The organism is Mycobacterium bohemicum DSM 44277 (assembly GCF_001053185.1).
Lineage (GTDB): Bacteria > Actinomycetota > Actinomycetes > Mycobacteriales > Mycobacteriaceae > Mycobacterium > Mycobacterium bohemicum.
In genome coordinates this window covers 1,989,890-2,009,618 of the sequence record NZ_CSTD01000001.1, presented here as the reverse complement: position 1 = coordinate 2,009,618, position 19,729 = coordinate 1,989,890, and the positions used below count along the sequence as shown (strand labels likewise).

19 protein-coding genes and 1 riboswitch are annotated in these 19,729 nt (G+C 66.9%); of the genes, 8 read left to right on the top strand and 11 right to left on the bottom strand.

Features of this window, described 5'->3' with window-relative positions; genetic code table 11:
- Positions 1-152 precede the first annotated feature (152 nt).
- Positions 153-263: riboswitch (SAM riboswitch) on the top strand.
- A 33-nt stretch (positions 264-296) separates the two neighbouring features.
- On the top strand, positions 297-755 hold the full coding sequence (locus BN971_RS09175) for a hypothetical protein (RefSeq protein ID WP_085183078.1): 459 nt from the start codon (positions 297-299) through the stop codon (positions 753-755).
- Between the two features lie 406 nt (positions 756-1,161).
- Entirely contained in the window at positions 1,162-1,356 is a 195-nt protein-coding gene (locus tag BN971_RS09170) for a hypothetical protein (RefSeq protein WP_139027067.1), read from the top strand.
- Positions 1,357-1,438: 82 nt separating this feature from the next.
- On the opposite strand, the gene BN971_RS09165 is transcribed toward BN971_RS09170, so the two are convergent.
- Positions 1,439-2,569, bottom strand: coding sequence for an XRE family transcriptional regulator (locus tag BN971_RS09165; RefSeq protein ID WP_085183080.1), 1,131 nt, complete (start codon positions 2,567-2,569; stop codon positions 1,439-1,441).
- Positions 2,535-3,209: a hypothetical protein gene (locus tag BN971_RS09160; RefSeq protein WP_085183081.1), complete on the bottom strand. Its 675-nt coding sequence runs from the start codon at positions 3,207-3,209 to the stop codon at positions 2,535-2,537. Before BN971_RS09160 ends, BN971_RS09165 begins: the two co-directional genes overlap by 35 nt.
- A 318-nt stretch (positions 3,210-3,527) precedes the next feature.
- On the opposite strand from BN971_RS09160, the gene BN971_RS09155 reads away from it, so the two are divergent.
- The 3 genes from BN971_RS09155 to BN971_RS09150 all read left to right on the top strand — a co-directional run bounded on the left by BN971_RS09155 (position 3,528) and on the right by BN971_RS09150 (position 6,123).
- Complete coding sequence (locus BN971_RS09155) at positions 3,528-4,502, top strand: queuosine salvage family protein (protein WP_169718667.1); 975 nt, start codon at positions 3,528-3,530, stop codon at positions 4,500-4,502.
- A 75-nt stretch (positions 4,503-4,577) separates the two neighbouring features.
- Complete coding sequence (locus tag BN971_RS24570) at positions 4,578-5,468, top strand: hypothetical protein (protein ID WP_139027066.1); 891 nt, start codon at positions 4,578-4,580, stop codon at positions 5,466-5,468.
- A gap of 331 nt (positions 5,469-5,799) precedes the next feature.
- Complete coding sequence (locus BN971_RS09150; RefSeq protein WP_245837062.1) at positions 5,800-6,123, top strand: hypothetical protein; 324 nt, start codon at positions 5,800-5,802, stop codon at positions 6,121-6,123.
- Positions 6,124-6,643: 520 nt separating this feature from the next.
- Here BN971_RS09150 and BN971_RS09145 read toward each other — a convergent pair.
- From BN971_RS09145 to BN971_RS09115, 7 genes are read right to left on the bottom strand one after another with little or no spacing between them, the layout of a single operon-like run.
- Positions 6,644-7,471 (bottom strand): HpcH/HpaI aldolase/citrate lyase family protein, encoded by an 828-nt coding sequence (locus tag BN971_RS09145; RefSeq protein WP_085183083.1) that lies wholly within the window; start codon positions 7,469-7,471, stop codon positions 6,644-6,646.
- Positions 7,468-7,986: a MaoC family dehydratase gene (locus BN971_RS09140; RefSeq protein ID WP_372511933.1), complete on the bottom strand. Its 519-nt coding sequence runs from the start codon at positions 7,984-7,986 to the stop codon at positions 7,468-7,470. The genes BN971_RS09145 and BN971_RS09140 overlap by 4 nt, the downstream gene beginning before the upstream one ends.
- Positions 7,968-9,134, bottom strand: a complete 1,167-nt coding sequence (locus BN971_RS09135; RefSeq protein WP_085183085.1) for an acyl-CoA dehydrogenase family protein — start codon at positions 9,132-9,134, stop codon at positions 7,968-7,970. Before BN971_RS09135 ends, BN971_RS09140 begins: the two co-directional genes overlap by 19 nt.
- On the bottom strand, positions 9,131-11,119 hold the full coding sequence (locus BN971_RS09130; RefSeq protein ID WP_085183086.1) for an acetyl-CoA carboxylase biotin carboxylase subunit: 1,989 nt from the start codon (positions 11,117-11,119) through the stop codon (positions 9,131-9,133). Before BN971_RS09130 ends, BN971_RS09135 begins: the two co-directional genes overlap by 4 nt.
- 5 nt (positions 11,120-11,124) lie before the next feature.
- Complete coding sequence (locus BN971_RS09125; protein WP_085183087.1) at positions 11,125-12,693, bottom strand: carboxyl transferase domain-containing protein; 1,569 nt, start codon at positions 12,691-12,693, stop codon at positions 11,125-11,127.
- Positions 12,690-13,340 carry a CoA transferase subunit B gene (locus BN971_RS09120; RefSeq protein ID WP_085183088.1) on the bottom strand — a complete coding sequence of 217 codons (651 nt, stop codon included), beginning with the start codon at positions 13,338-13,340 and terminating at the stop codon, positions 12,690-12,692. Before BN971_RS09120 ends, BN971_RS09125 begins: the two co-directional genes overlap by 4 nt.
- Positions 13,337-14,083, bottom strand: coding sequence for a CoA transferase subunit A (locus BN971_RS09115; RefSeq protein WP_085183089.1), 747 nt, complete (start codon positions 14,081-14,083; stop codon positions 13,337-13,339). Before BN971_RS09115 ends, BN971_RS09120 begins: the two co-directional genes overlap by 4 nt.
- Before the next feature lie 182 nt (positions 14,084-14,265).
- On the opposite strand from BN971_RS09115, the gene BN971_RS09110 reads away from it, so the two are divergent.
- Together BN971_RS09110 and BN971_RS09105 are read left to right on the top strand one after the other, a co-directional pair.
- Positions 14,266-14,901 carry an SACE_7040 family transcriptional regulator gene (locus tag BN971_RS09110; RefSeq protein ID WP_085183090.1) on the top strand — a complete coding sequence of 212 codons (636 nt, stop codon included), beginning with the start codon at positions 14,266-14,268 and terminating at the stop codon, positions 14,899-14,901.
- 69 nt (positions 14,902-14,970) lie between these two features.
- Positions 14,971-15,756, top strand: a complete 786-nt coding sequence (locus BN971_RS09105; protein ID WP_085183262.1) for an MmpS family transport accessory protein — start codon at positions 14,971-14,973, stop codon at positions 15,754-15,756.
- 5 nt (positions 15,757-15,761) lie between these two features.
- Here BN971_RS09105 and BN971_RS09100 read toward each other — a convergent pair whose 3' ends face one another.
- Positions 15,762-17,090, bottom strand: a complete 1,329-nt coding sequence (locus tag BN971_RS09100) for an MFS transporter (RefSeq protein WP_085183091.1) — start codon at positions 17,088-17,090, stop codon at positions 15,762-15,764.
- Between the two features lie 101 nt (positions 17,091-17,191).
- Here BN971_RS09100 and cmrA point away from each other — a divergent pair, with 101 nt between their 5' ends.
- Positions 17,192-17,998, top strand: coding sequence for a mycolate reductase (cmrA, locus tag BN971_RS09095; RefSeq protein ID WP_085183092.1), 807 nt, complete (start codon positions 17,192-17,194; stop codon positions 17,996-17,998).
- Between the two features lie 82 nt (positions 17,999-18,080).
- Here cmrA and BN971_RS09090 read toward each other — a convergent pair whose 3' ends face one another.
- Positions 18,081-19,658 (bottom strand): helicase HerA-like domain-containing protein, encoded by a 1,578-nt coding sequence (locus tag BN971_RS09090; RefSeq protein WP_085183093.1) that lies wholly within the window; start codon positions 19,656-19,658, stop codon positions 18,081-18,083.
- Between the last annotated feature and the right edge of the window lie 71 nt (positions 19,659-19,729).

The following is a 19,729-nucleotide window of genomic DNA, read 5'->3' as shown; positions in this document are numbered from 1 at the left end:
ACTCGGGTGAATCGGGCGTTTCAGCGATGGCTGAGGTACCCCGGTGCCGAAGGGGCGATGGCGGGCAACCGACGCCGTCGTCGTCCTGGCGCGACTGACGACCGAGTCGATGGTCGCCCCGTTCTGTCGGGGTCCTCCCTTACCCTGGAATCGCTCACGAGCGGACGGCTGTTCGGGTACCTGGCCCGCCGTCCCGGCAACCGCGCCCCACCGCACGGTGCCCCAGGGGAAGAGCCGGCACGTGACACGTGCAAGTGGTGGACGCCCGAGGGTGGCGTCGCCGGGAATGGCGGAAAATGACCGAACTGAACCAGATTGAAAATGGGCACAACTCGGAGCGCCAGATCAATTGGGATAACTACGCCTACACCCGGCCCATCGCTGCCGCGTTAACGGCCACGTTCGCAGTGCCGTTCGGCAACCAAGACATGGGTGGGGGCCGTGTCTTCATCTCCCACGACAGCATCTTGGAGGGCGGCGTCTACCTGATGGTCGGGTCCGGTTTCGACGGCCCGTCGATGACCGTCTGCGAGACTGTCGAGCCAGACGATGGCTACGGCGTCGGCCTCTACAACCGCCAGGGCTACACCCAAGCGTTCGCCGAGGATCAAACCGCGACCACACCGGAAGCCGTTGTGGCGCTTGCCAAGAAGGCTCTTGCGCTGGCGTCGGAGTACGACGCCAGTGACGGCACCTACACCGTGTGGACCCGCCACCTGGACGGCAGCGAGACGAGGCACCGGTACCGGGGCTGACTGACTAACGCCCGCCGAGGACTGGGCGGCGCTCTATGTCGCGCTCCTTCGACGGACGCCGACATAACCGCCCGCTCATTTGCCCGCGGGAGCAAAGTCGTTAGCGGGCACGTCGTCGTGGCCCAGCTTGCTGGCCGCGCACCACCGCTGCCGGATGTGCGCGCTGCAAGACGGGCTCCATGGCTGCCTGTGACGCACTCGTGAGAGGAGTTCGAACGGGCGGGGCAGTGTTGTTGCGGTCCAAGAAGAAGCGCACCTGACTGCGCGCTTTCAGGCCTACCTCGAGTCGCACGGCCGGGAAGTGAGGCGATACCGCATCGTCCCGACAGGTTCCAAGGCGCTCTACAGCGACCTAGCCGACGTCACGGAGAACGTTTTGTACGAATCCAGGGGGACGGCAGAGAGGATGAGCGTTCGTCTCGCACTCGGGCAGGTGCTCGATTATGGGCGTTACGTTGATGATTCGCGATTAGCAATCCTGTTGCCGGGGCCGCCGGCGGCCGATCTAGTGGAACTCCTTGAAGGCTACGACGTGGGATGTGTCGTCGAGACCACTCCGGACGACTTCGTCGATATGACCAGCCTGAACCGTTGCCCATAGAGGGGGATAACCGGATCGGCAGCGGGCCGACTATGCAGACATACCGCCGCGCGCGCCGAGTGGCTGCCACTTTACGAGCTGGTTAGACGACGCGGAGGTGTCGTCGGGAGCTCGGACCGCGAGGCTGGACCGCGGACGAGTCGGCGGTCACTTCGGTTTCTTGCGCCAGGCGGAGTTCGGCGCCGAAGGTCAGCGCGTGTACATCGCTGACGGGGATCCCTAAATCGCGTGCGATTGCGCCAGCGCTTGCCGATGGGCTGCTGAACACCGATGGAAATACGCGGGACATCTCGTAGTTCGCCATCCCGCCCGGCTCACCCGCTCGGAAACCGTTCTGCGACAGCGTGATACAGGCTTGACGGTAGGTCCAATCACTCAGTCTGCTTGCTCGGTGCGCGGCGTATGCGAGAGCCATCGCCGACACCTTGAAGTATTCCCGGATCTCGAGCAGCTCTGGAACTGCTGCGTTGAAACGTACATACTCGGCGAGGGCCGCCTCGGGCATCAAGAACTCCGACGCGAACGCGTCGGCTTCCCGCTCCTGCTGCGTTGTCTCGCCAGGTTCATTCGAATGCAGAACCAAATGGCCGATCTCATGCGCGACGTCGAACCTGATGCGCTCCGGCGTCTTTCGGCGCGCAAGCAACAAGTACGGCACGTCGTCACGCCAAATCGAGTACGCGTCCACGACGTCTGCAAAAGGCGGCAGGGTGTACACGCGAACACCCCGCGACTCGGCGAGCTGCACCAGGTTCGGCAACGGCATGGTGCCGAGCCCCCACACCGCCCGAAGCGTCGATGCCGCAGTGCGCGGGCCCACCCCGTCGAACGTGGGGAGGTCGAGCAGTGGCCGCACGAACCGCTGCGAGATCCACCGGTCAATCTCAACTCCAGCGACGCCGGCCGCAGTGGCAGAATCGCGCTGCCTAGCGGTCGCACGCCGAGCCGCCCTGAACCTAACCTCGTTGGCGCACAGCATCGGCGCGGCGCCCCGCTGGAAGTACGACACAGGGAACTCAACCGCCGCGGCGATGTCCGCCGCCGCGCCAGCCGGAGCACCGTTCGTCTCGTACTTCGTCACCGTCCGTGGAGTGACGGCGAGCCGTTGCGCCAGTTCGACTTTCGTCAAACCTCGGCGCATCCGCGCGACCTGGATACGTTCGGGGTTGAGAAGGGATTCAGCTGGCGACTTCGGAGACTTGGAATTCGACATCCTGGCCTCCTACGTCGCGCGGCTTGCGGGCTGCGGCGCCGTCCGCCGGTCGCCACTCGGGAAGTATCACACGCACGACCCAGCCGGTGAACTGTCCACCCTCGAAGCCGCGCGGCAAGGAGATTTCTGCCCGCACTCCGTCGTCGTCGCGGTAGTACAGCAGGAACCAGTTGCCCCCAGGTGGCGCACCGGTGACGGCTGTCGGCGTTTGCCGGCGAAGCGTCTCGACCGTAATCAGTGGGATGGTCGAGTTAACCGCCTCGGCCGTTCCGATGCCCTTCCGCTGCGCCGCGCGCGGGCCACTCGGGTGGTCGGCGATGCCCGTCGGTTCTGTCGCGCCGACCGTCGACAGCCCGTAGGGCAGTTCGCGGTGCTCGGACACCGGTCGGTTGCGGGGATCGGAGCTTACCCACTGACCGCGCGCGAGGCGCCCTCGGAGCACACCTACAGTGTCGAGCCAGCGGCTCATGCCGGCCGCGATCACAGGGTGGTGCTGGGTCTTGTTGCCGGCGGCGATGTCGCCGGCCTCGATGGCCTGGCGCACGTCGGCGATGTCGATTTCCATGCGGCTGAGGTACTCGGCGGCATCGTCCGGGCCGATGACGATTGTGGCCGTATCGGCCTGTGGGCTGGTGGTCACAGATCCTTCTTCCCGTCGCCCTGTGCGACGTCCCTCATATTTTTGCATGAAACCAGAACTCATCGAGGTCAAAGGCTACGCGTGTCGCCTGATTTCGCCCGTCCGCGTGCGCGCGACTCTTGCCGTCGAGCGGCCACGCATACCTCGACGTCGTCGGCCACGGCGTACAGCCAGGTCACCGCCCGATGTCGGCGAGGTAATGCAGAGGGGCGGTCGTGTTGATTGCCACGGCCGCTCCCTCGGCTTGTCGGCTCCTTATGGCCAGCCATGCGGTCTATGGTTCTCAAGATGTCGTACCTCAGTCGTACGGTGACAGACATGATCAGCCCAAAGCTCATGCAGGACCGGGTTCAGGCTGTCGAGGTCGACGACGGTGCCGTCCATCGGATGGCGAACGAGATTCGCGCGATTGCTCGGCGGCAGGGGCGCTCTCTCTCGGAGGAGAGTTGGAGTGACCCGCTATTCTGGAACGTGAACGATTCACGTAGCGATCGCTGCCAGTACCTTGCCCTAGGCAACGCCATCAACTTCAGATTCTGGAGTCTTCGCGGACAGACTGTTGTGCCTGCGGTGGGCGAAATCGCCGGCGAGCAACTTCGCGGCGCGATGTACATGTGGCGCCGGCTTCGACTCGCCGTGCAACGGGAAGAGCTCACCCTCGTTGCTGACGATTTAGCCGGGATCGATGAAGTCACATTCCGTAAGGCGTTTCTAGACGATGCCGGACACCTTCCCCTATCGGAGGGCATCTCCGATCGAGTCGAAAACATCAAGAACCTGGGGCTTACGTTGGCGCGCGCCTGGGACGGTTCATGGGCGAATGTCGTCGACGCCGCCGGTGGTTCGTTGAATCGGTTCGCGGTCCTCTCGGCGACCTTCCGCGCGTTTGATGATCCCGTGCAGAAGTTGACGATGTTGAACGCAATCATGCTGCAGGGAAGCGGACTCACTAAGTTCGATCGCGCGCCCCTTCCGGCCATCGACTACCACTTGGTGAAGCAGGCGACGCGACAAGGTCTTGTCAACGTTCGTGGCCCGATTGCCGCCAAGCTGCGCGACGGACAGTTACTGTCCAGGGCTGAGTCCGACTTGCTCCGGATGGCGGTTCGCCAGGCATTGGTAGATACGGCGGCGAACGCCGAGGTCTCAACCGCCGTGCTCGATAACATCTACTGGCTGAATCGCCGGGTGTGTGCGGATACGACCCCTGACTGCGACGCATGCCCATTTCGAGCAGATTGTGCCAAGAAGGTTGAGTTCGGACTTCCGCTGGAAGTGACTCGCTACTACTAGAACTTTCCGAGTAGGGCAAGGTGGACTCCTGATACATTGCGACGTTCCGTCCCAACTGACATAGAGGCAGGAAGTATGTCCAACTTCACCGAGTGGGTCCTCGATGCCCCGCTGTTCATAGACGAGGTGCAGGTGCGTGCACTCTACGACGCGATCGTTAAGCCCGAGAACGAGGTTCAAGGGATCACGATCGCGGACAAAACTCTCACCAGCAATCTGAGCAAGGTGTCGAGCAGCATCGGGGCGGACATTAGCGCAGAAGGCGGCGTAAATTTCCTCGCCAAGTTGAAAGCCAGCATCACAGGAAAAATTGACGCCGGCACAGAGGACAAAACCGACGAATCCGACGAGACGGTATGGACGCTGAAGCCTGTTGACAATTCATACCGGCAACTGCTTCACCTAGTAGCGCACTACTTAGCGAATTCAGCCGAGCGTATCAGCGTGTGTTCGAACATTGGCAATTTTCCAAACGATGAATACATTACTGCGACACCGCGAGCGCTCGTTTTTATGGACCTGATTCCTACTCCAGAAAAAGGCGTGGTGTTAATTCCTACGGCTTTTGAAACCACGGAGGGGAAGGTGATAGTAGTTGCAGATAAACTCGATCAGGCCATATTGAAAGATTATCCAAATTCTCGTGACCACGCTGAACTTCTCGCATACTGGCAGGCCTACACTGACGCATTCAGCGCACAGAAGACGATGGTAAAGCTCGAGAATTTGATAACCGAAGCGAAAGGCAAGGTGCAATGGATCGATTATCGAATGCCAATTTGGGCCAAGCCCGATGCGTCAGACATCGTTGCCACAGGGCATCTCCATCTCGCTGCTCGCGGGTGCTACGACACGGGAACCTTCGGGTACAACTTTGTGAAGCGCGGCTATAGACATGGCCTGCGCATCGTCGGAACCCTTAAATCAGAGCCTGACATCAACGTGCTTGCGGTTTTTGAACGATAGGTAGGTTTGTAGCCAACCCACTGACAAGACACGCCAGGGCCGCCGACCTTCATGTGCGAATTGAGACCGACGCCCGTCGAATGACTCGAGACAACGAAGCGGCCAAGTACCAACACACTTCGCCGAACAGTTGACACGGCAGAGATCTCAGTACCCAAGTGATCTAGACACTAGAAAGCCTGCTTCCAGTTCTCCGAGCGCACCGCCCGTGCCAATTGGGTGCAGGCCGAGGCAGTGCCAGTGTTCGCCGTCAACCGCCATACACCGCCGATCAATTAGCCCCGACCGTCCAACCACAAGGAGACAAACCCGCTGGCACTCATGCTCACCGATGACCAGGCCGCCGATCTGCTCGGCGTGCTCGACCTACTGGCCCACACCACCACCCACCCACACCACCCGCGTCGGCGACACCACCAAGTACCTCGCCAATCAAGCGGCGGGTCTCCACCCGGGCAAGGCCTCCACGGTGGTCGCGGCCGGGAAGCGCAACGGCATGGAGATCCTCGACACGGCCACCGTCGACGCACTGCGCAGCGATGCGCAGGAAGGCCACCGAATCACCGCTGCCGCAGCTCAGGCCAGAGCGGAGGCCTCTGTCGACGACGCCACACCAACGGCAAGATCACGCCGGGCCGGCGGTGCCACCAGGTGACGCTGATCCAGGCCGACCCCGGATGGGCGAGGTACTCGCCTCGGTGCCCAACGAGACCGCGGCGCCGATGACCGAGTCGGACACTCGCTCCAACCGCAGCCAGCCGACAGCCCGACTGGACCCGCGTGGTTCGACGACTTCTGAGGGCACCGATGGCCGACGAGTTCGAGGTCTCTTCGACCTTTTTCGCCGCCCTTGTGGCACAACGCATCCTGACGACCGTGCCAACGGGTGCTTGCAGACCGCCACCCGGCGAGTCGCGACCACCGCTCCCCGCCCCTGACCGCCCCCCGGCGAGAACCCAAATTGTTCCGGACACGGCCACTGGGTCACTCGCCAGAACTCATCGACCGTGGATCCCACGCGCTGAAGGGAAAGTCAGCCATGGTGCAACTCTTCGGCCTCGAACAGGGACCGGCGTTAGCCCAAGTTTTTAGAAGGTACTTTGGTGATTCGTGGCCAGCCCCGCACCAACACCTTCCACTTCCCCGAACGACTCCTCGACGACGACGAGTGGTAGTCAGCTCGTCGCCGAACCGGCTCCGCCCGCGCGCCGGAGCAGCATCTCCGCGTGCTTGAGCACGGGCGAGTCGACCATCTGCCCTTCGAACGCGAAGACCCCGCGTTCGGTCTTGGCCGCCGTCAATACCCTTCGCGCCCAATCGACCTTCTCGCCGCTGGGGCGATACGCCTCGCGCACGACCGCGATCTGGGTGGGATGGATGCACACCGTCGCGCCGAAGCCCACCGCGACACCGTCGTCGGCTTCGGCGCGCAGGCCCTCGATGTCACGGATGTCCAGATGGACCGCGTCCAACGCGAGGCGGCCGAACGCGGACGCGGCGAGCAGCACCGTCGAGCGCACGTGGCGCGCGACGTCCCGATAGGTGCCGTCGGCGTGCCGGCTGGAGCTTCCGCCGAGGGTGGCCACCAGGTCCTCGGCGCCCCACATCATCGCGACGGTGCCCTCGGCGGCGGCGATTTCGGCGGCGAACACCGCGCCGCGCGGGGTCTCGATCAGCGCGACGACCTCGCGCGGCGCGAGCGCCCTCACCTGCTCGGCCGATTCGGTCTTGGACAGCATCACCGTCGAATAGGCGGTGCCGGCGAGGGCTTCCAGATCGAGGGCCCACTCCTCGGTGTCGGCCGCATTGATCCGCACGACGGTCCGCTCGGGGTCCAGCGGATTCTCCCGCAGCGCCTTGCGCGCCTCGGCCTTGTCGGCTTGCGCCACACCGTCTTCCAGGTCGAGGATCACCACGTCGGCCGCGGCCGCGGCCTTGGCGAACCGTTCCGGTCGGTCGGCGGGGCAGAACAACCACCCGGGACCGGCGGTGCGCACGTTCATGCAGAACCCTCCTCGGCGGGCCGCTTCTGCACCAGGGTGGTGCGGACGGCGCGGGCGACGACGTCGCCGTGCTGGTTGCGACCGGTGTGTTCGAGGGTGACGATGCCTTCCCCGGGCCGGCTCTTGGACTCGCGCTTGGCGGTGCACACGGTCTCGGCGTACAGCGTGTCGCCGTGGAAGACGGGCTTGGGGAACGACACCTCGGAGAAGCCGAGATTGGCGACGATGGTACCCAGCGTCAACTGGGACACGGAAAGTCCAACCAGCGTCGACAGGGTGAACATCGAATTGACAAGCCGCTCACCGCGAAATCCCGGCTGCTCCGCGGCCCACGCCGCGTCCAGGTGCAGCGACTGCGTGTTCATCGTCAGCGTGGTGAACAACACGTTGTCGGCCTCGGTGACCGTGCGGCCAGGGCGGTGCAGGTATCTGGTTCCGATCTCGAACTCTTCGAACCACAAGCCGCGCTGGACAATCGACCTGTCCTCTGGGCCGCTCACCGCAGCCCCAGCGATCGCGCGATCAACATCAGTTGCACCTCGGTGGTGCCCTCCCCGATCTCGAGGATCTTGCTGTCGCGGTAGTGACGCGCCACGGGATACTCGTTCATGAACCCGTACCCGCCGTGGATCTGGGTGGCGTCGCGGGCATTGTCCATTGCCGCTTCCGAAGAGATCATCTTCGCGATCGCCGCCTCCTTCTTGAAGGGCTTACCCGCCAACATCTTTGCGGCCGCATCGTAGTAGGCCGTGCGGGCCACGTGGGCCCGGGCTTCCATTCGCGCGATCTTGAAGCTGATCGCCTGGTAGGAGCCGATGGGCTGGCCGAACGACTGGCGCTCCTTGGAGTACTTGACGCTCTCGTCGACGCAGCCCTGCGCGGCCCCGGTCGCCAGCGCCGCGATCGCGATGCGGCCCTCGTCCAGGATCGACAGGAAGTTCGCGTACCCGGTCCCCCGCGCTCCCAGCAGGTTCTCCTCCGGCACGCGGGCGTCGTCGAAGCTCAACGGGTGGGTGTCCGACGCGTTCCAGCCCACCTTGTTGTAGACCGGCTCGACGGTGAATCCCGTTGTGCCGCTGGGCACGATAATCGTGGAGATCTCCTTTTTGCCGTCGGCCAGGCTCCCCGTGACCGCGGTGACCGTGACGAGCGACGTGATGTCGGTGCCCGAGTTGGTGATGAACTGCTTGCTGCCGTTGATCACCCACTCGCCGCCATCGAGGCGGGCGGTGGTGCGGGTGCTTCCGGCGTCCGACCCGGCACCCGGCTCGGTGAGCCCGAATCCGGCCAGCGCCCGCCCGGCCAGTAGGTCCGGCAGCCACTCCTGCTTCTGCTCCTCGGTGCCGAACCGGTAGATGGGCATCGCGCCGAGGCCGGCGGCGGCCTCCAGCGTGATCGCCACCGACTGGTCGACCTTGCCGAGTTCTTCGAGGGCGAGCGACAGCGCGAAGTAGTCACCGCCCATCCCGCCGTACTCCTCCGGGAACGGCAGGCCGAACAGACCCATTTCACCCATCTTGGCGACGATCTCGTACGGGAAGCTGTGCTCCTCATCGTGTTTGGCGGATACCGGCGCGACCACCGTGCGCGCGAACTCGGCCACCGTGTCCCGTAGGTCCTCGTACTCCTTCGGCAGCGTCCCCGCCGTGATCGATGTCGTCATGTCTCGTCCTTACTTTCCGGGTCCGGAATCACCCGGGCCAAAACCTGATCGACCGTCACCTGATCGCCGACGGACACCAGCACCTCCGCGCGGCCCGAAAGCGGCGCGGCCAGTGAGTGTTCCATCTTCATCGCCTCCACGACCACCACGACCTCGCCCTCGGCGACCTCGGCGCCCGAGTCGACCTGAACGGCGATCACGCTGCCGGGCATCGGGCTGAGGATCTCGGCCTGCCGCTCGCCGCCGGCGCGGTGAATCTTGTGCTCCTCGGCTTCGCGCAGGTGCCAGGTTCCGCGCTCGTCGGCGATCCACAGCTGCCGGCCGTCCTCGGCGCAGCGGTATTCGCGGCGCAGCCCGTCCAGCGTCACGCTCAGCCGTCCCGCCTCGAACTGCGCGCTTGCCAAACAAATCTCACCGTCCCCCACCCGGACCCGGGCGGCATCGGGAGTTCCCCACACCGATACCGTCTCGCTGCGCAGCGGCGTGCGCATCTCGGTGCGTACCGGCGCCGTCACGCCGCCGATACGCCATCCGGCCGGCGCGGCCCACGGGTCGCTCTCAGCGCGCCGCGTCAACGCCCACTGGCGGTACATCCCGGCGGCGGCGAGCACGTCATCGGGCGCCGCCAGCGGCGTGAAGTCCGCCAGCCTCTCGTCGAGCAGCGCGGTATCGAGATCACCGGCGCGAACGCGCTCGTCGGCCAGCAGGAAGCGCAGGAACTCGATGTTGGTCTGCACGCCCAAGACCGCCGTGTGGCCCAGCGCCGCATCGAGTTTGGCGAGCGCCTCGGCGCGGTCGCTGCCGTGGGCGATCACCTTGCTCAGCATCGGGTCGTAGTCGCTGCCGACGGTGGTGCCGGCCAGCAGCGACGAGTCCACCCGCACGCCTGCGCCGGACGGCTCGACCACCTGCAGCACCCGGCCGCCGGTGGGCAGGAAGCCCCGCGCCGGATCCTCGGCGTACACCCGGGCCTCGATGGCGTGCCCGCGCAGCTCGAGGCCGTCCTGGGCGAAGGCCAGTTTCTGGCCGGCGGCCACCCGGAGCTGCCACTCCACCAGGTCGAGGCCGGTGACCGCTTCGGTGACCGGATGTTCCACCTGCAGGCGGGTGTTCATCTCCATGAAGAAGAATTCGTCGGGGCGGTCGGCGGACACGATGAACTCGACCGTGCCGGCACCGACGTAGTCGACGCTGCGGGCGGTGTCGCAGGCCGCCGCCCCGATCCGCGCGCGGGTCGCGGCGTCGAGCAGCGGCGAGGGCGCCTCCTCGATGACCTTCTGGTGGCGGCGCTGGAGGCTGCACTCGCGCTCGCCCAGGTGCACCACGTTGCCGTGGGTGTCGGCGAGCACCTGGACCTCGATGTGCCTGGGGCGCAACACGAATCGCTCAAGGAAAAGCGTGTCGTCGCCGAACGCGGAACCGGCCTCCCGCCTGGCGCTGATCAGCGCGTCGCGCAGTCCGGCCGGGTCCTGGACCAGCCGCATGCCCTTGCCGCCGCCGCCGGCCGACGGCTTGATCAACACGGGATAGCCGACGTGGTCGGCGGCGGCGACCAGCTCGTCATCGCTCAGCCCAGGCTTCGCGACACCCGGCACCACCGGCACGTCGAAGGCGGCGACGGCGTTCTTGGCGGTGATCTTGTCGCCCATGACCTGGATCGCCCGCGGCGGCGGGCCGAGGAACACCACCCCGGCGTTCTCACAGGCCGCGGCGAAAGACGCGTTCTCCGAGAGGAATCCGTACCCGGGGTGAATCGCCTGCGCGCCGGTGCGCGCCGCCGCCTCGAGCACCTTGGCGATGTCGAGGTAGCTGTCCCGCGCCGGTGCCGGACCGAGCCGGACCGCTTCGTCGGCCTCGAGCACGTGCCGGGCGGCGGCGTCGGCATCGCTGTAGACCGCGACCGACCGGATGCCCAGCCGCCGGAGCGTGCGGATGACCCGCACCGCGATCTCGCCGCGGTTGGCCACCAGAACGGTGTCGAACATTCCCCTCACATCCGGAAGACGCCGTAGGAAACCGGTTCCAGCGGAGCGTGGGCGCACACCGAAAGCGCGAGGCCCACGGCCGTTCTGGTGTCGGCGGGATCGATGATGCCGTCGTCCCAGAGCCTGGCGGTGGAATAGTACGGGTTGCCCTGGTCCTCGTACTGCTCGCGGATGGGCGCCTTGAAGGCCTCCTCCTCGTCGGGCGACCAGGGTTTGCCCGACGCAGTGAGTTGTTCCCCGCGCACGGTGGCCAGCACCGACGCCGCCTGCTCGCCGCCCATCACCGAGATCCTGGCGTTGGGCCACATCCACAGAAAGCGAGGCGAATACGCCCGCCCGCACATCGAATAGTTGCCCGCGCCGTAGGATCCGCCGATCACCACGGTGAGCTTCGGGACCCGGGCGCAGGCGACGGCGGTCACCATCTTGGCGCCATGCTTGGCGATGCCGCCGGCCTCGTAGTCGCGGCCGACCATGAAGCCGGCGATGTTCTGCAGGAACAAGAGCGGGACTTTGCGTTTGTCGCACAGCTCGATGAAATGCGCGCCCTTCACGGCGGACTCGCTGAACAGCACGCCGTTGTTGGCGATGATCCCGACGGGATGGCCGTGGATGCGGGCGAACGCGGTCACCAGCGTCTTGCCGTAATTAGCCTTGAATTCGCTGAATTCGCCGCCGTCGACCAGCCGCACGATGACCTCGTGCACGTCGTAGGGCACGCGGGGGTCCGGCGGCACGACGTCGTACAGCGTGGTCTGCGCGTACTTCGGCTCGACCGCCGCACGTACCTCCCATTGGCGAGGCTCGCGCGGGCCGAAAGTGGCGGCGATCGAGCGCACGATCCGCAGCGCGTGCTCGTCGTCGTCGGCGAGGTGGTCGGTGACGCCGGAGACGCGGGAGTGCAGGTCGCCGCCGCCGAGGTCTTCGGCCGTCACGACCTCGCCGGTGGCGGCCTTCACCAGCGGCGGGCCGCCGAGGAAGATCGTGCCCTGCTCCCGGACGATGACGGCCTCGTCGCTCATGGCCGGCACGTAGGCGCCGCCGGCCGTACAGGACCCGAGCACCGCCGCAACTTGCGGAATTCCCTTGGCGCTCATGGTCGCCTGGTTGTAGAAGATGCGACCGAAATGCTCGCGGTCGGGAAAGACCTCGTCCTGGCGGGGCAGGAAGGCGCCACCGGAGTCGACGAGGTAGATGCACGGCAGACGATTCTGCAACGCGATCTCCTGCGCGCGCAGGTGCTTCTTGACCGTCATCGGGTAGTAGGTGCCGCCCTTGACCGTGGCGTCGTTGGCGACGATCACGCACTCGCGCTCCGACACCCGGCCCACGCCGGTGATGATCCCGGCCCCCGGGGACTCGTCGCCGTACATGCCGGTGGCCGCCAGCGCGGACAGCTCCAAGAACGGGCTGCCCGGATCCAGCAGGCGATCCACCCGTTCGCGCGGCAGCAGCTTGCCGCGGCTGACGTGGCGCTCCCGCGCGCGCTCGTTGCCGCCGAGCGCCGCGGCGGCCACCTTCGCGTTCAGGTCCTCGACGAGCCGGCGGTGCTCGTCGGCGAAGGACGCGGTCACGCGAGACCTCCTGTGGCCGTGGGCAGCAGGGGCGGCTCGGTCTTGGCGCGCACCTCGTCGGCGCCCACGCCCGGCGCGGTCTCGACCAGGTGCAGGCCGTCGTCGCACACGTCGATGACGGCGAGGTCGGTGATGATCCGGTTGACGCACCCCACACCGGTCAGCGGCAGCGTGCACCGCTCGACGACTTTGGGGCTGCCGTCCCTGGCGGTGTGGTCCATCATCACGATCAGCTTGCGGGCGCCGTGCACCAGGTCCATCGCTCCGCCCATCCCCTTGACCATCGTCCCCGGGATCATCCAATTGGCAAGGTCGCCACTGGCGGACACCTGCATGGCACCGAGCACCGCCACGTCGACGTGGCCGCCGCGGATCATGCCGAAGGAGTCCGAGGAGCCGAAGAACGCCGCGCCGGGCAACGTGGTAACCGTCTCCTTGCCGGCGTTGATCAGGTCGGCGTCGACCTCCTCGGGCCGGGGATATGGCCCCACGCCCAGGATTCCGTTCTCCGAATGCACGACGACGGTGACGCCCGGCGGGATGTGGTTGGGGACCAGGGTGGGCATCCCGATACCGAGATTCACGTACTGGCCGTCCTCGAACTCGGCGGCGACCCGCGCGGCCAAACCCTGCCTGCTCCAGCTCACGGCCGCACCGTCGCCTTCTCGATCGGTTTGGCGGGGTTGGGCACGTGCACGACGCGCTGAACGAAAATGCCCGGCGTGTGCACCGTCGCGGGGTCGATCTCTCCGGGCTCGACGAGGTGTTCGACCTCGGCGATCGTGATCGCGCCGGCCCGGGCACAGTCCGGGTTGAAGTTGGCGGCGGCCTCGCGATAGACCAGGTTGCCGTGCCGATCACCGGTGAACGCGTGCACCAGGGCGAAATCGGTCCGGATCGCCCGCTCGAGAACGTATGTGGCGCCGTCGAACTCGCGCGTCTCCTTGGGCGGTGACTGCACGACCACCGCGCCCGACGGATCGTAGCGCCACGGCAGGCCGCCGTCGACGACCGCGGTGCCCACCCCCGCTGGCGTGTAGAACGCGGGGATGCCCATCCCGCCGGCACGCAACCGCTCCGCCAGCGTGCCCTGCGGGGTGAGCTCCACTTCCAGCTCACCGGCGAGGAATTGGCGGGCGAACTCCTTGTTGTCGCCGACGTAGGACGCGATTGCGCGGCGAATCCGCTTGCGCTGCAACAAAGCAAACAGGCCGACGCCGTCGCCGCCGCAGTTGTTGGACACGGTTTCCAGGTCGCGGACGCCGGTGTCGACCAGCGCGCCGATCAACGCCTCGGGGATGCCGCAGAAGCCGAAGCCGCCGACCGCCAGGGAGGACCCGTCGGTGATGTCGTCGACCGCCTCGGCGGCTGTCGCCACGACCTTGTCCATCGCCGCAGCAGCCTCCTTGCCTCCGGGCGGTTGACGTCCGCCCGGTCGGGACGGATCGGCTCATTCAGTTAATCTTGATTAACTCGCGTGAGAATACCACCGTCCGCACGGCCGCGTCCAGAACGGATAGGCGAATCCAGTTAATGCCGACTAACTCATGCTAAGTTAGCTGCGATTAACCGATGACCACGCCCGCCCTTGACGGCCCCAACCGCCGCAGCCAGCTCAAATCCGACCGGCGCCTGCAATTGATGTCGGCCGCCGAGCGGCTGTTCGCCGAGCGCGGCTTCCTCGCCGTGCGCCTGGAGGACATCGGCGCCGCCGCGGGCGTCAGCGGACCGGCGATCTACCGGCACTTCCCGAACAAGGAGTCGCTGCTGGTCGAGCTGCTGGTCGGCATCAGCACCCGGCTGCTCGACGGGGCCCGGGCGGTGCGCCACAACAGCGCCGACGCGGCCGCGGCGCTCGACGGGCTCATCGACTTTCACCTCGACTTCGCGCTCGGGGAACCCGATCTCATCCGCATCCAGGACCGTGACCTCGCGTACCTGCCCGAGGCGGCCGAGAAGCAGGTCCGTGCGGCGCAGCGCCAATACGTCGAGATCTGGGTGGGGGTGCTGCGCGAGCTCGATCCCAAACTGCCCGAGGCCGACGCCCGGCTGAGCGCGCACGCGGTGTTCGGCCTGCTCAATTCGACACCACACAGCATGAAGCCCACCGACAACCCGCGCGGTAAGGCGGCCCGGCTCGCGCGATCGCGGGCCGTCATGCGGGCGATGACGGTCGCCGCGCTCACCGCCGCAAATCGGTGTCCCTGATGTTCGGGTCGCACCAAGGGGCATCGCCGGGGCAGTTTGCTTAGGTACCCTGCAAGCCATGAGGTGGACATGAACGATCCACGTCGGCCCGAGCAGTTCAGTCCCCCTCTTCCGGGGTCAGAACCCGTCGGGCCGCAGGGCCCCTGGTACCCGCCACCGGCCGATCCGGCATACGCCGACCAAGCGCCGTATGCGCCGACCTACAGCGCCTACACACCGCAGTGGTCACCCAAGGCCAACGACACCCAGCAATTGCCCGCGTACTGGCAGCAAGGCGCGCCGCCCCCCGGTGAACCGCCCGCTCCGGGCCCCGCGGAACCGCCGCCGGGCGGGCCGAAGTCGCCGCGCTGGTTGTGGATCGCCGCCGGCGCCGCGGTGTTTCTGGTCGTCGCCCTGGTGATCGCCCTGGCGCTGGCCAACGATGCGATCAGGAAACAGACCGCCGTCCCGCCGCTGCCCGCCATGCCCGAGTCCAGTTCGGAATTCCCGACGCCGCCGCCGTCGACGGTGACACCGCCGTCGCGCACCCGTATGCCGATGCCGCCGCCGGGCGGGTCCCAGACGCCCACCGAGACCCCCACGCCGGGCGCCATGCAGGACGTCGTCTACACCGTCACCGGCGACGGCCGCGCGCTCAGCATCATGTACATCGCCACCGGCGACGTCGTCCAGACCGAGTTCAACGTCGCGCTGCCGTGGACCAAGGAAGTCACCCTGGCGAAGTCGGCGGTCCACCCTGCGGCCGTGACCATCGTCAACTTCGGCTACAACGTCACCTGCTCGGTCACCGTGGGCGGGGTCCAGGTGAGCCAGCGGGTCGGGGTAGGTCTGACGATCTGCGACGCCAGAGGGTAAGCCCCCTACAGCGGCTCGGCCGCGGCGACTACCCGCGCCGGAGCGCGGACCAGCAGCATCCCGAGCAGCCCGGCGACCAGAACCAGCGAGATGCCGGCGAGGCCGGCACGCACGGCGCCGAAGGCGTCAACGAAGACGGAGAACAGCCACGGCGCCACGAAGGACACCGCCCGCCCGGTCATCGTGTAGAGCCCGAACGCGACCCCTTCCCCGCCGTCCTTGGCCAGCTGCAGCAGCAGGGCACGCGACGACGCCAGGGCCGGCCCGACGAACACTGCCAACAGCAGTCCGCACGCCCAGAACGAGTGCGCACCGGACGATGCCATCAATGTGGCCGAGATGGCGATGAGCGCAGCCAGTGAGCTGACGATGACCCGCTTGGATCCGATCCGATGGTCGACGAACCCACCGGTTACCGCCCCTATCGCGGCCACCACGCTCGCCGCCACGCCGAACACCAGAACGTCGCCCTGGGACAGGCCGTAAACGCTGACGCCGAGCACGGCGCCGAAACCGAATATGGCCGCCAGCCCGTCCCGGAACAGCGCACTGGCCCCGAGGAAATAGACCAGGTTGCGGTTGTGGCGCCATTCCGCACGCACCTCGGACCACAGCTTGCGATAACCGCCCAGCATGCTGGTCGGATGCGACGGTTCCCCGGAGTCGGGCAGCCGGTGGGAAACAAACAGCAGCGGTAGCGCCAGCACCGCAAACCACGCCGCGGTGAGCAGCATCGCCGACCGGACGTTCAGCCCGTCATCGACGGGCACGCGCAGCAGCCCGCGCACCGGGCCCGTGCCGGAGATGAAACCCACATAGACCAGGAGCAGCAGGACCACGCTGCCGGTAAATCCGGCAGCCGCGCCCAAGCCGGAGATGCGCCCCACCGTCTGCGGCGTCGAGACCTGACGCAGCATGGCGTTGTACGGCACGCCGGCCAGGTCGCCGCATGCGGCGGTGGCGCACAGCAGCACCAAGCCGGCCCAGAGATAGCTGGGATCGTCGCGGATGAAAAACATCGCGCTGGTCGTCGCGACCGCAACACCGCTCAACACCGTCAGCGTCACCCGCCGACGGTGCGGGGCTTCCACCCACACCCCGACGAGCGGCGCCAGCACCGCGATGGTCAACCCCGAGGCGGCGAGCGCGCGGCCCAGCCAACTCGCCGGGGACGTGCCGCCCGGCAGGCCCGCTCCCACGCTGCCGGTCAGATAAACCGAGAACACGAACGTCGCGACGATGGCGCTCATGCCGAGCGAGCCGCAGTCCCACAGCGCCCAGGCCAGCACCCGCGACACTGCGGGCGTGGCGACATCCGGCCTCGGCTGACTCATGCGGGGAACTTTATTGGTTCGGCAGGCGACCCGCCGCGCCCGGCCACGCCGCGCTCGCGATCGCCTGCGATTGGTTCGCGCGGCTGTCTACGATTGGCCGCATGCCGGTACCCGCTCCCAGCCCCGACGCGCGCGCCGTTGTCACCGGAGCTTCGCAGAACATCGGCGAAGCGCTGGCGACCGAACTCGCCGCCCGCGGCCACGGCCTGATCATCACCGCCCGACGCGAAGACCTGCTCAACGACCTGGCCTCCCGGCTGTCCGACACGTATCGGGTCGCCGTCGAGGTCAGGCCGGCCGATCTGGCCGACCCGGGCGAACGGGCGAAACTGTGCGACGAGCTGGCCGCCCGTCCGATCTCCATCCTGTGCGCGAACGCGGGCACCGCGACGTTCGGTCCGGTCTCGGGTCTCGACCCGGCGGGCGAGAAGGCGCAGGTGCAGCTCAATGTGCTTGGGGTGCATGACCTTGCGCTGGCGGTGCTGCCCGGGATGGTCGAGCGCAGGGCGGGCGGGATCCTGATTTCCGGTTCGGCGGCGGGCAATTCGCCGATCCCCTACAACGCCACCTACGCGGCCACCAAGGCTTTCGCGAACACCTTCAGCGAATCGCTGCGCGGCGAGGTGCGTGCCTCCGGCGTGCACGTGACGCTGCTGGCGCCCGGGCCGGTGCGCACCGACCTCCCCGATGAGAGCGAGGCCTCACTGGTCGAAAGACTGGTCCCCGACTTCTTGTGGATCTCCACCGAGCACACCGCCAAGGTCTCGCTGGATGCGTTGGAGCGCAACAAGATGCGCGTGGTCCCGGGGCTGACGTCCAAGGCGATGTCGGTGGCGAGCGGGTATGCTCCGCGCGCCATCGTCGCGCCGATCGTGGGCGCCTTCTACAGGAAGCTCGGCGGCGGCTAGCGAGTGTGATCAGAGGGCGAACGAAAGTGAAGCGGGGGCGGGACTTTTCGGCGTGTCGCCGCCCAGGCTGCACACCCGACGGCTACTTGCGGCGACGGCCGCTGCCCAAGAGGTTGCGCACCGCTTCGCGGATCACGGTATTGATGCCGCTTTTCACCGTCGGATTGTTCAGCACTTCCTCCCACACGGCCGGGCCCTTCGGCTCCACCGGCTGCGGCATCGGCGGAATCGGCTCATTCGGCGGGACCGGGGGGTAGTCGGAACGCGTTTGCGGCGGCTGCGGTGCGGGCTGGGACGGCGGAGCCTGCGGGCCGGCCTGCGGCTGCCGCTCGACCGTCTGCCCGTACCTGGCCTGCAGCGGGCTGTCTTTCACCGCAGCCTTGATCGCATCGTCGCCGATCGAGGCCATCAACGACCGCGGCACGCGCATCCGGGTCCACGCGACCGGCGTCGGCGCGCCCTTCTCGGACAACACGGTGACGACGGCCTCACCGATTCCGAGCGACGTCAGCGCCGACTCCAGGTCGTAGACATCGGTTTTCGGGTAGGTGCGAACCGTCTTACTCAGCGCCTTCTGGTCGTCGGGGGTGAAGGCCCGCAGCGCGTGCTGGATGCGGGCACCCAACTGGGACAGCACGTCATTGGGCACGTCGGTGGGCAATTGGGTGCAGAAGAACACGCCCACGCCCTTGGAGCGGATCAGCTTGACGGTCTGCTCGACCTGCTCGAGGAACGCCTTGGAGGCGTCGGTGAAAAGCAGATGCGCTTCGTCGAAGAAGAACACCATCTTTGGCTTGTCCAGGTCACCGACCTCGGGCAGCGCCTTGAACAGTTCGGCCAGCAGCCACATGAGGAACGTGGAGAAGATGACCGGACGCAGCGACTGGCCGCTGAACTCGAGCAGCGAGATGATGCCGTGGCCGCCGTCGTCGACGCGCTGCAGGTCCTGGGGGTCGAGCTTCGGCTCTCCGAAGAACGTGTCACCACCTTCGCCGGCGAGGTTCACCAGCGCACGCAGGATGACGCCCGCCGTCGTCGGCGACACCCCGCCCAGGTCTTTCAGGTCGGCCTTGCCCTCGTCGCCGGCGAGGTGGGTGATCACGCCGCGCAGATCGTCCAGGGTTACCAGCGATCGGCCGTTCTGCTTGGCCCAGTGAAAGATCAGGCCCAGGGTCGACTCCTGAGTTGCGTTCAGCCCCAGCACTTTTGACAACAGAACCGGGCCGAAACTGTCGACGGTCGCCCGCACCGGCACGCCGATTCCCCCGGTTCCCAGCGAGAAGAACTCGACCGGGAAGGCCGTCGCCGTCCAGTCGTCGCCCGTATCCGTTGCGCGCGCGGCGGTCTTGTCGTTGCTCTCCCCGGCCCGCGCCAGTCCGGACAAGTCGCCCTTCATGTCGGCCATCAGGACCGCCACCCCGGCCGCGCTGAGTTGCTCGGCGATCAGCTGCAGGGTCTTCGTCTTGCCGGTTCCGGTCGCTCCTGCTACCAGCCCGTGCCTGTTGACGGTGGCCAGTGGGATGCGCACCCGCGCGGTGGGATCGGCGACGCCGTCGACCACGACGGTGCCAAGCTCCAAGGCTTGGCCGCCGACGGCGTAGCCGCTCGCGATCCGCTGTGCGGCATCGCCGGTCCCGCCGGCCGCTGATTCGGTGGTCATCGTTGCGCGCTCCTCTTCCCGGGTCGGTTCCCCCGCGGTTCGGCACCGCTCACACTACTTGCCAGGGTGAG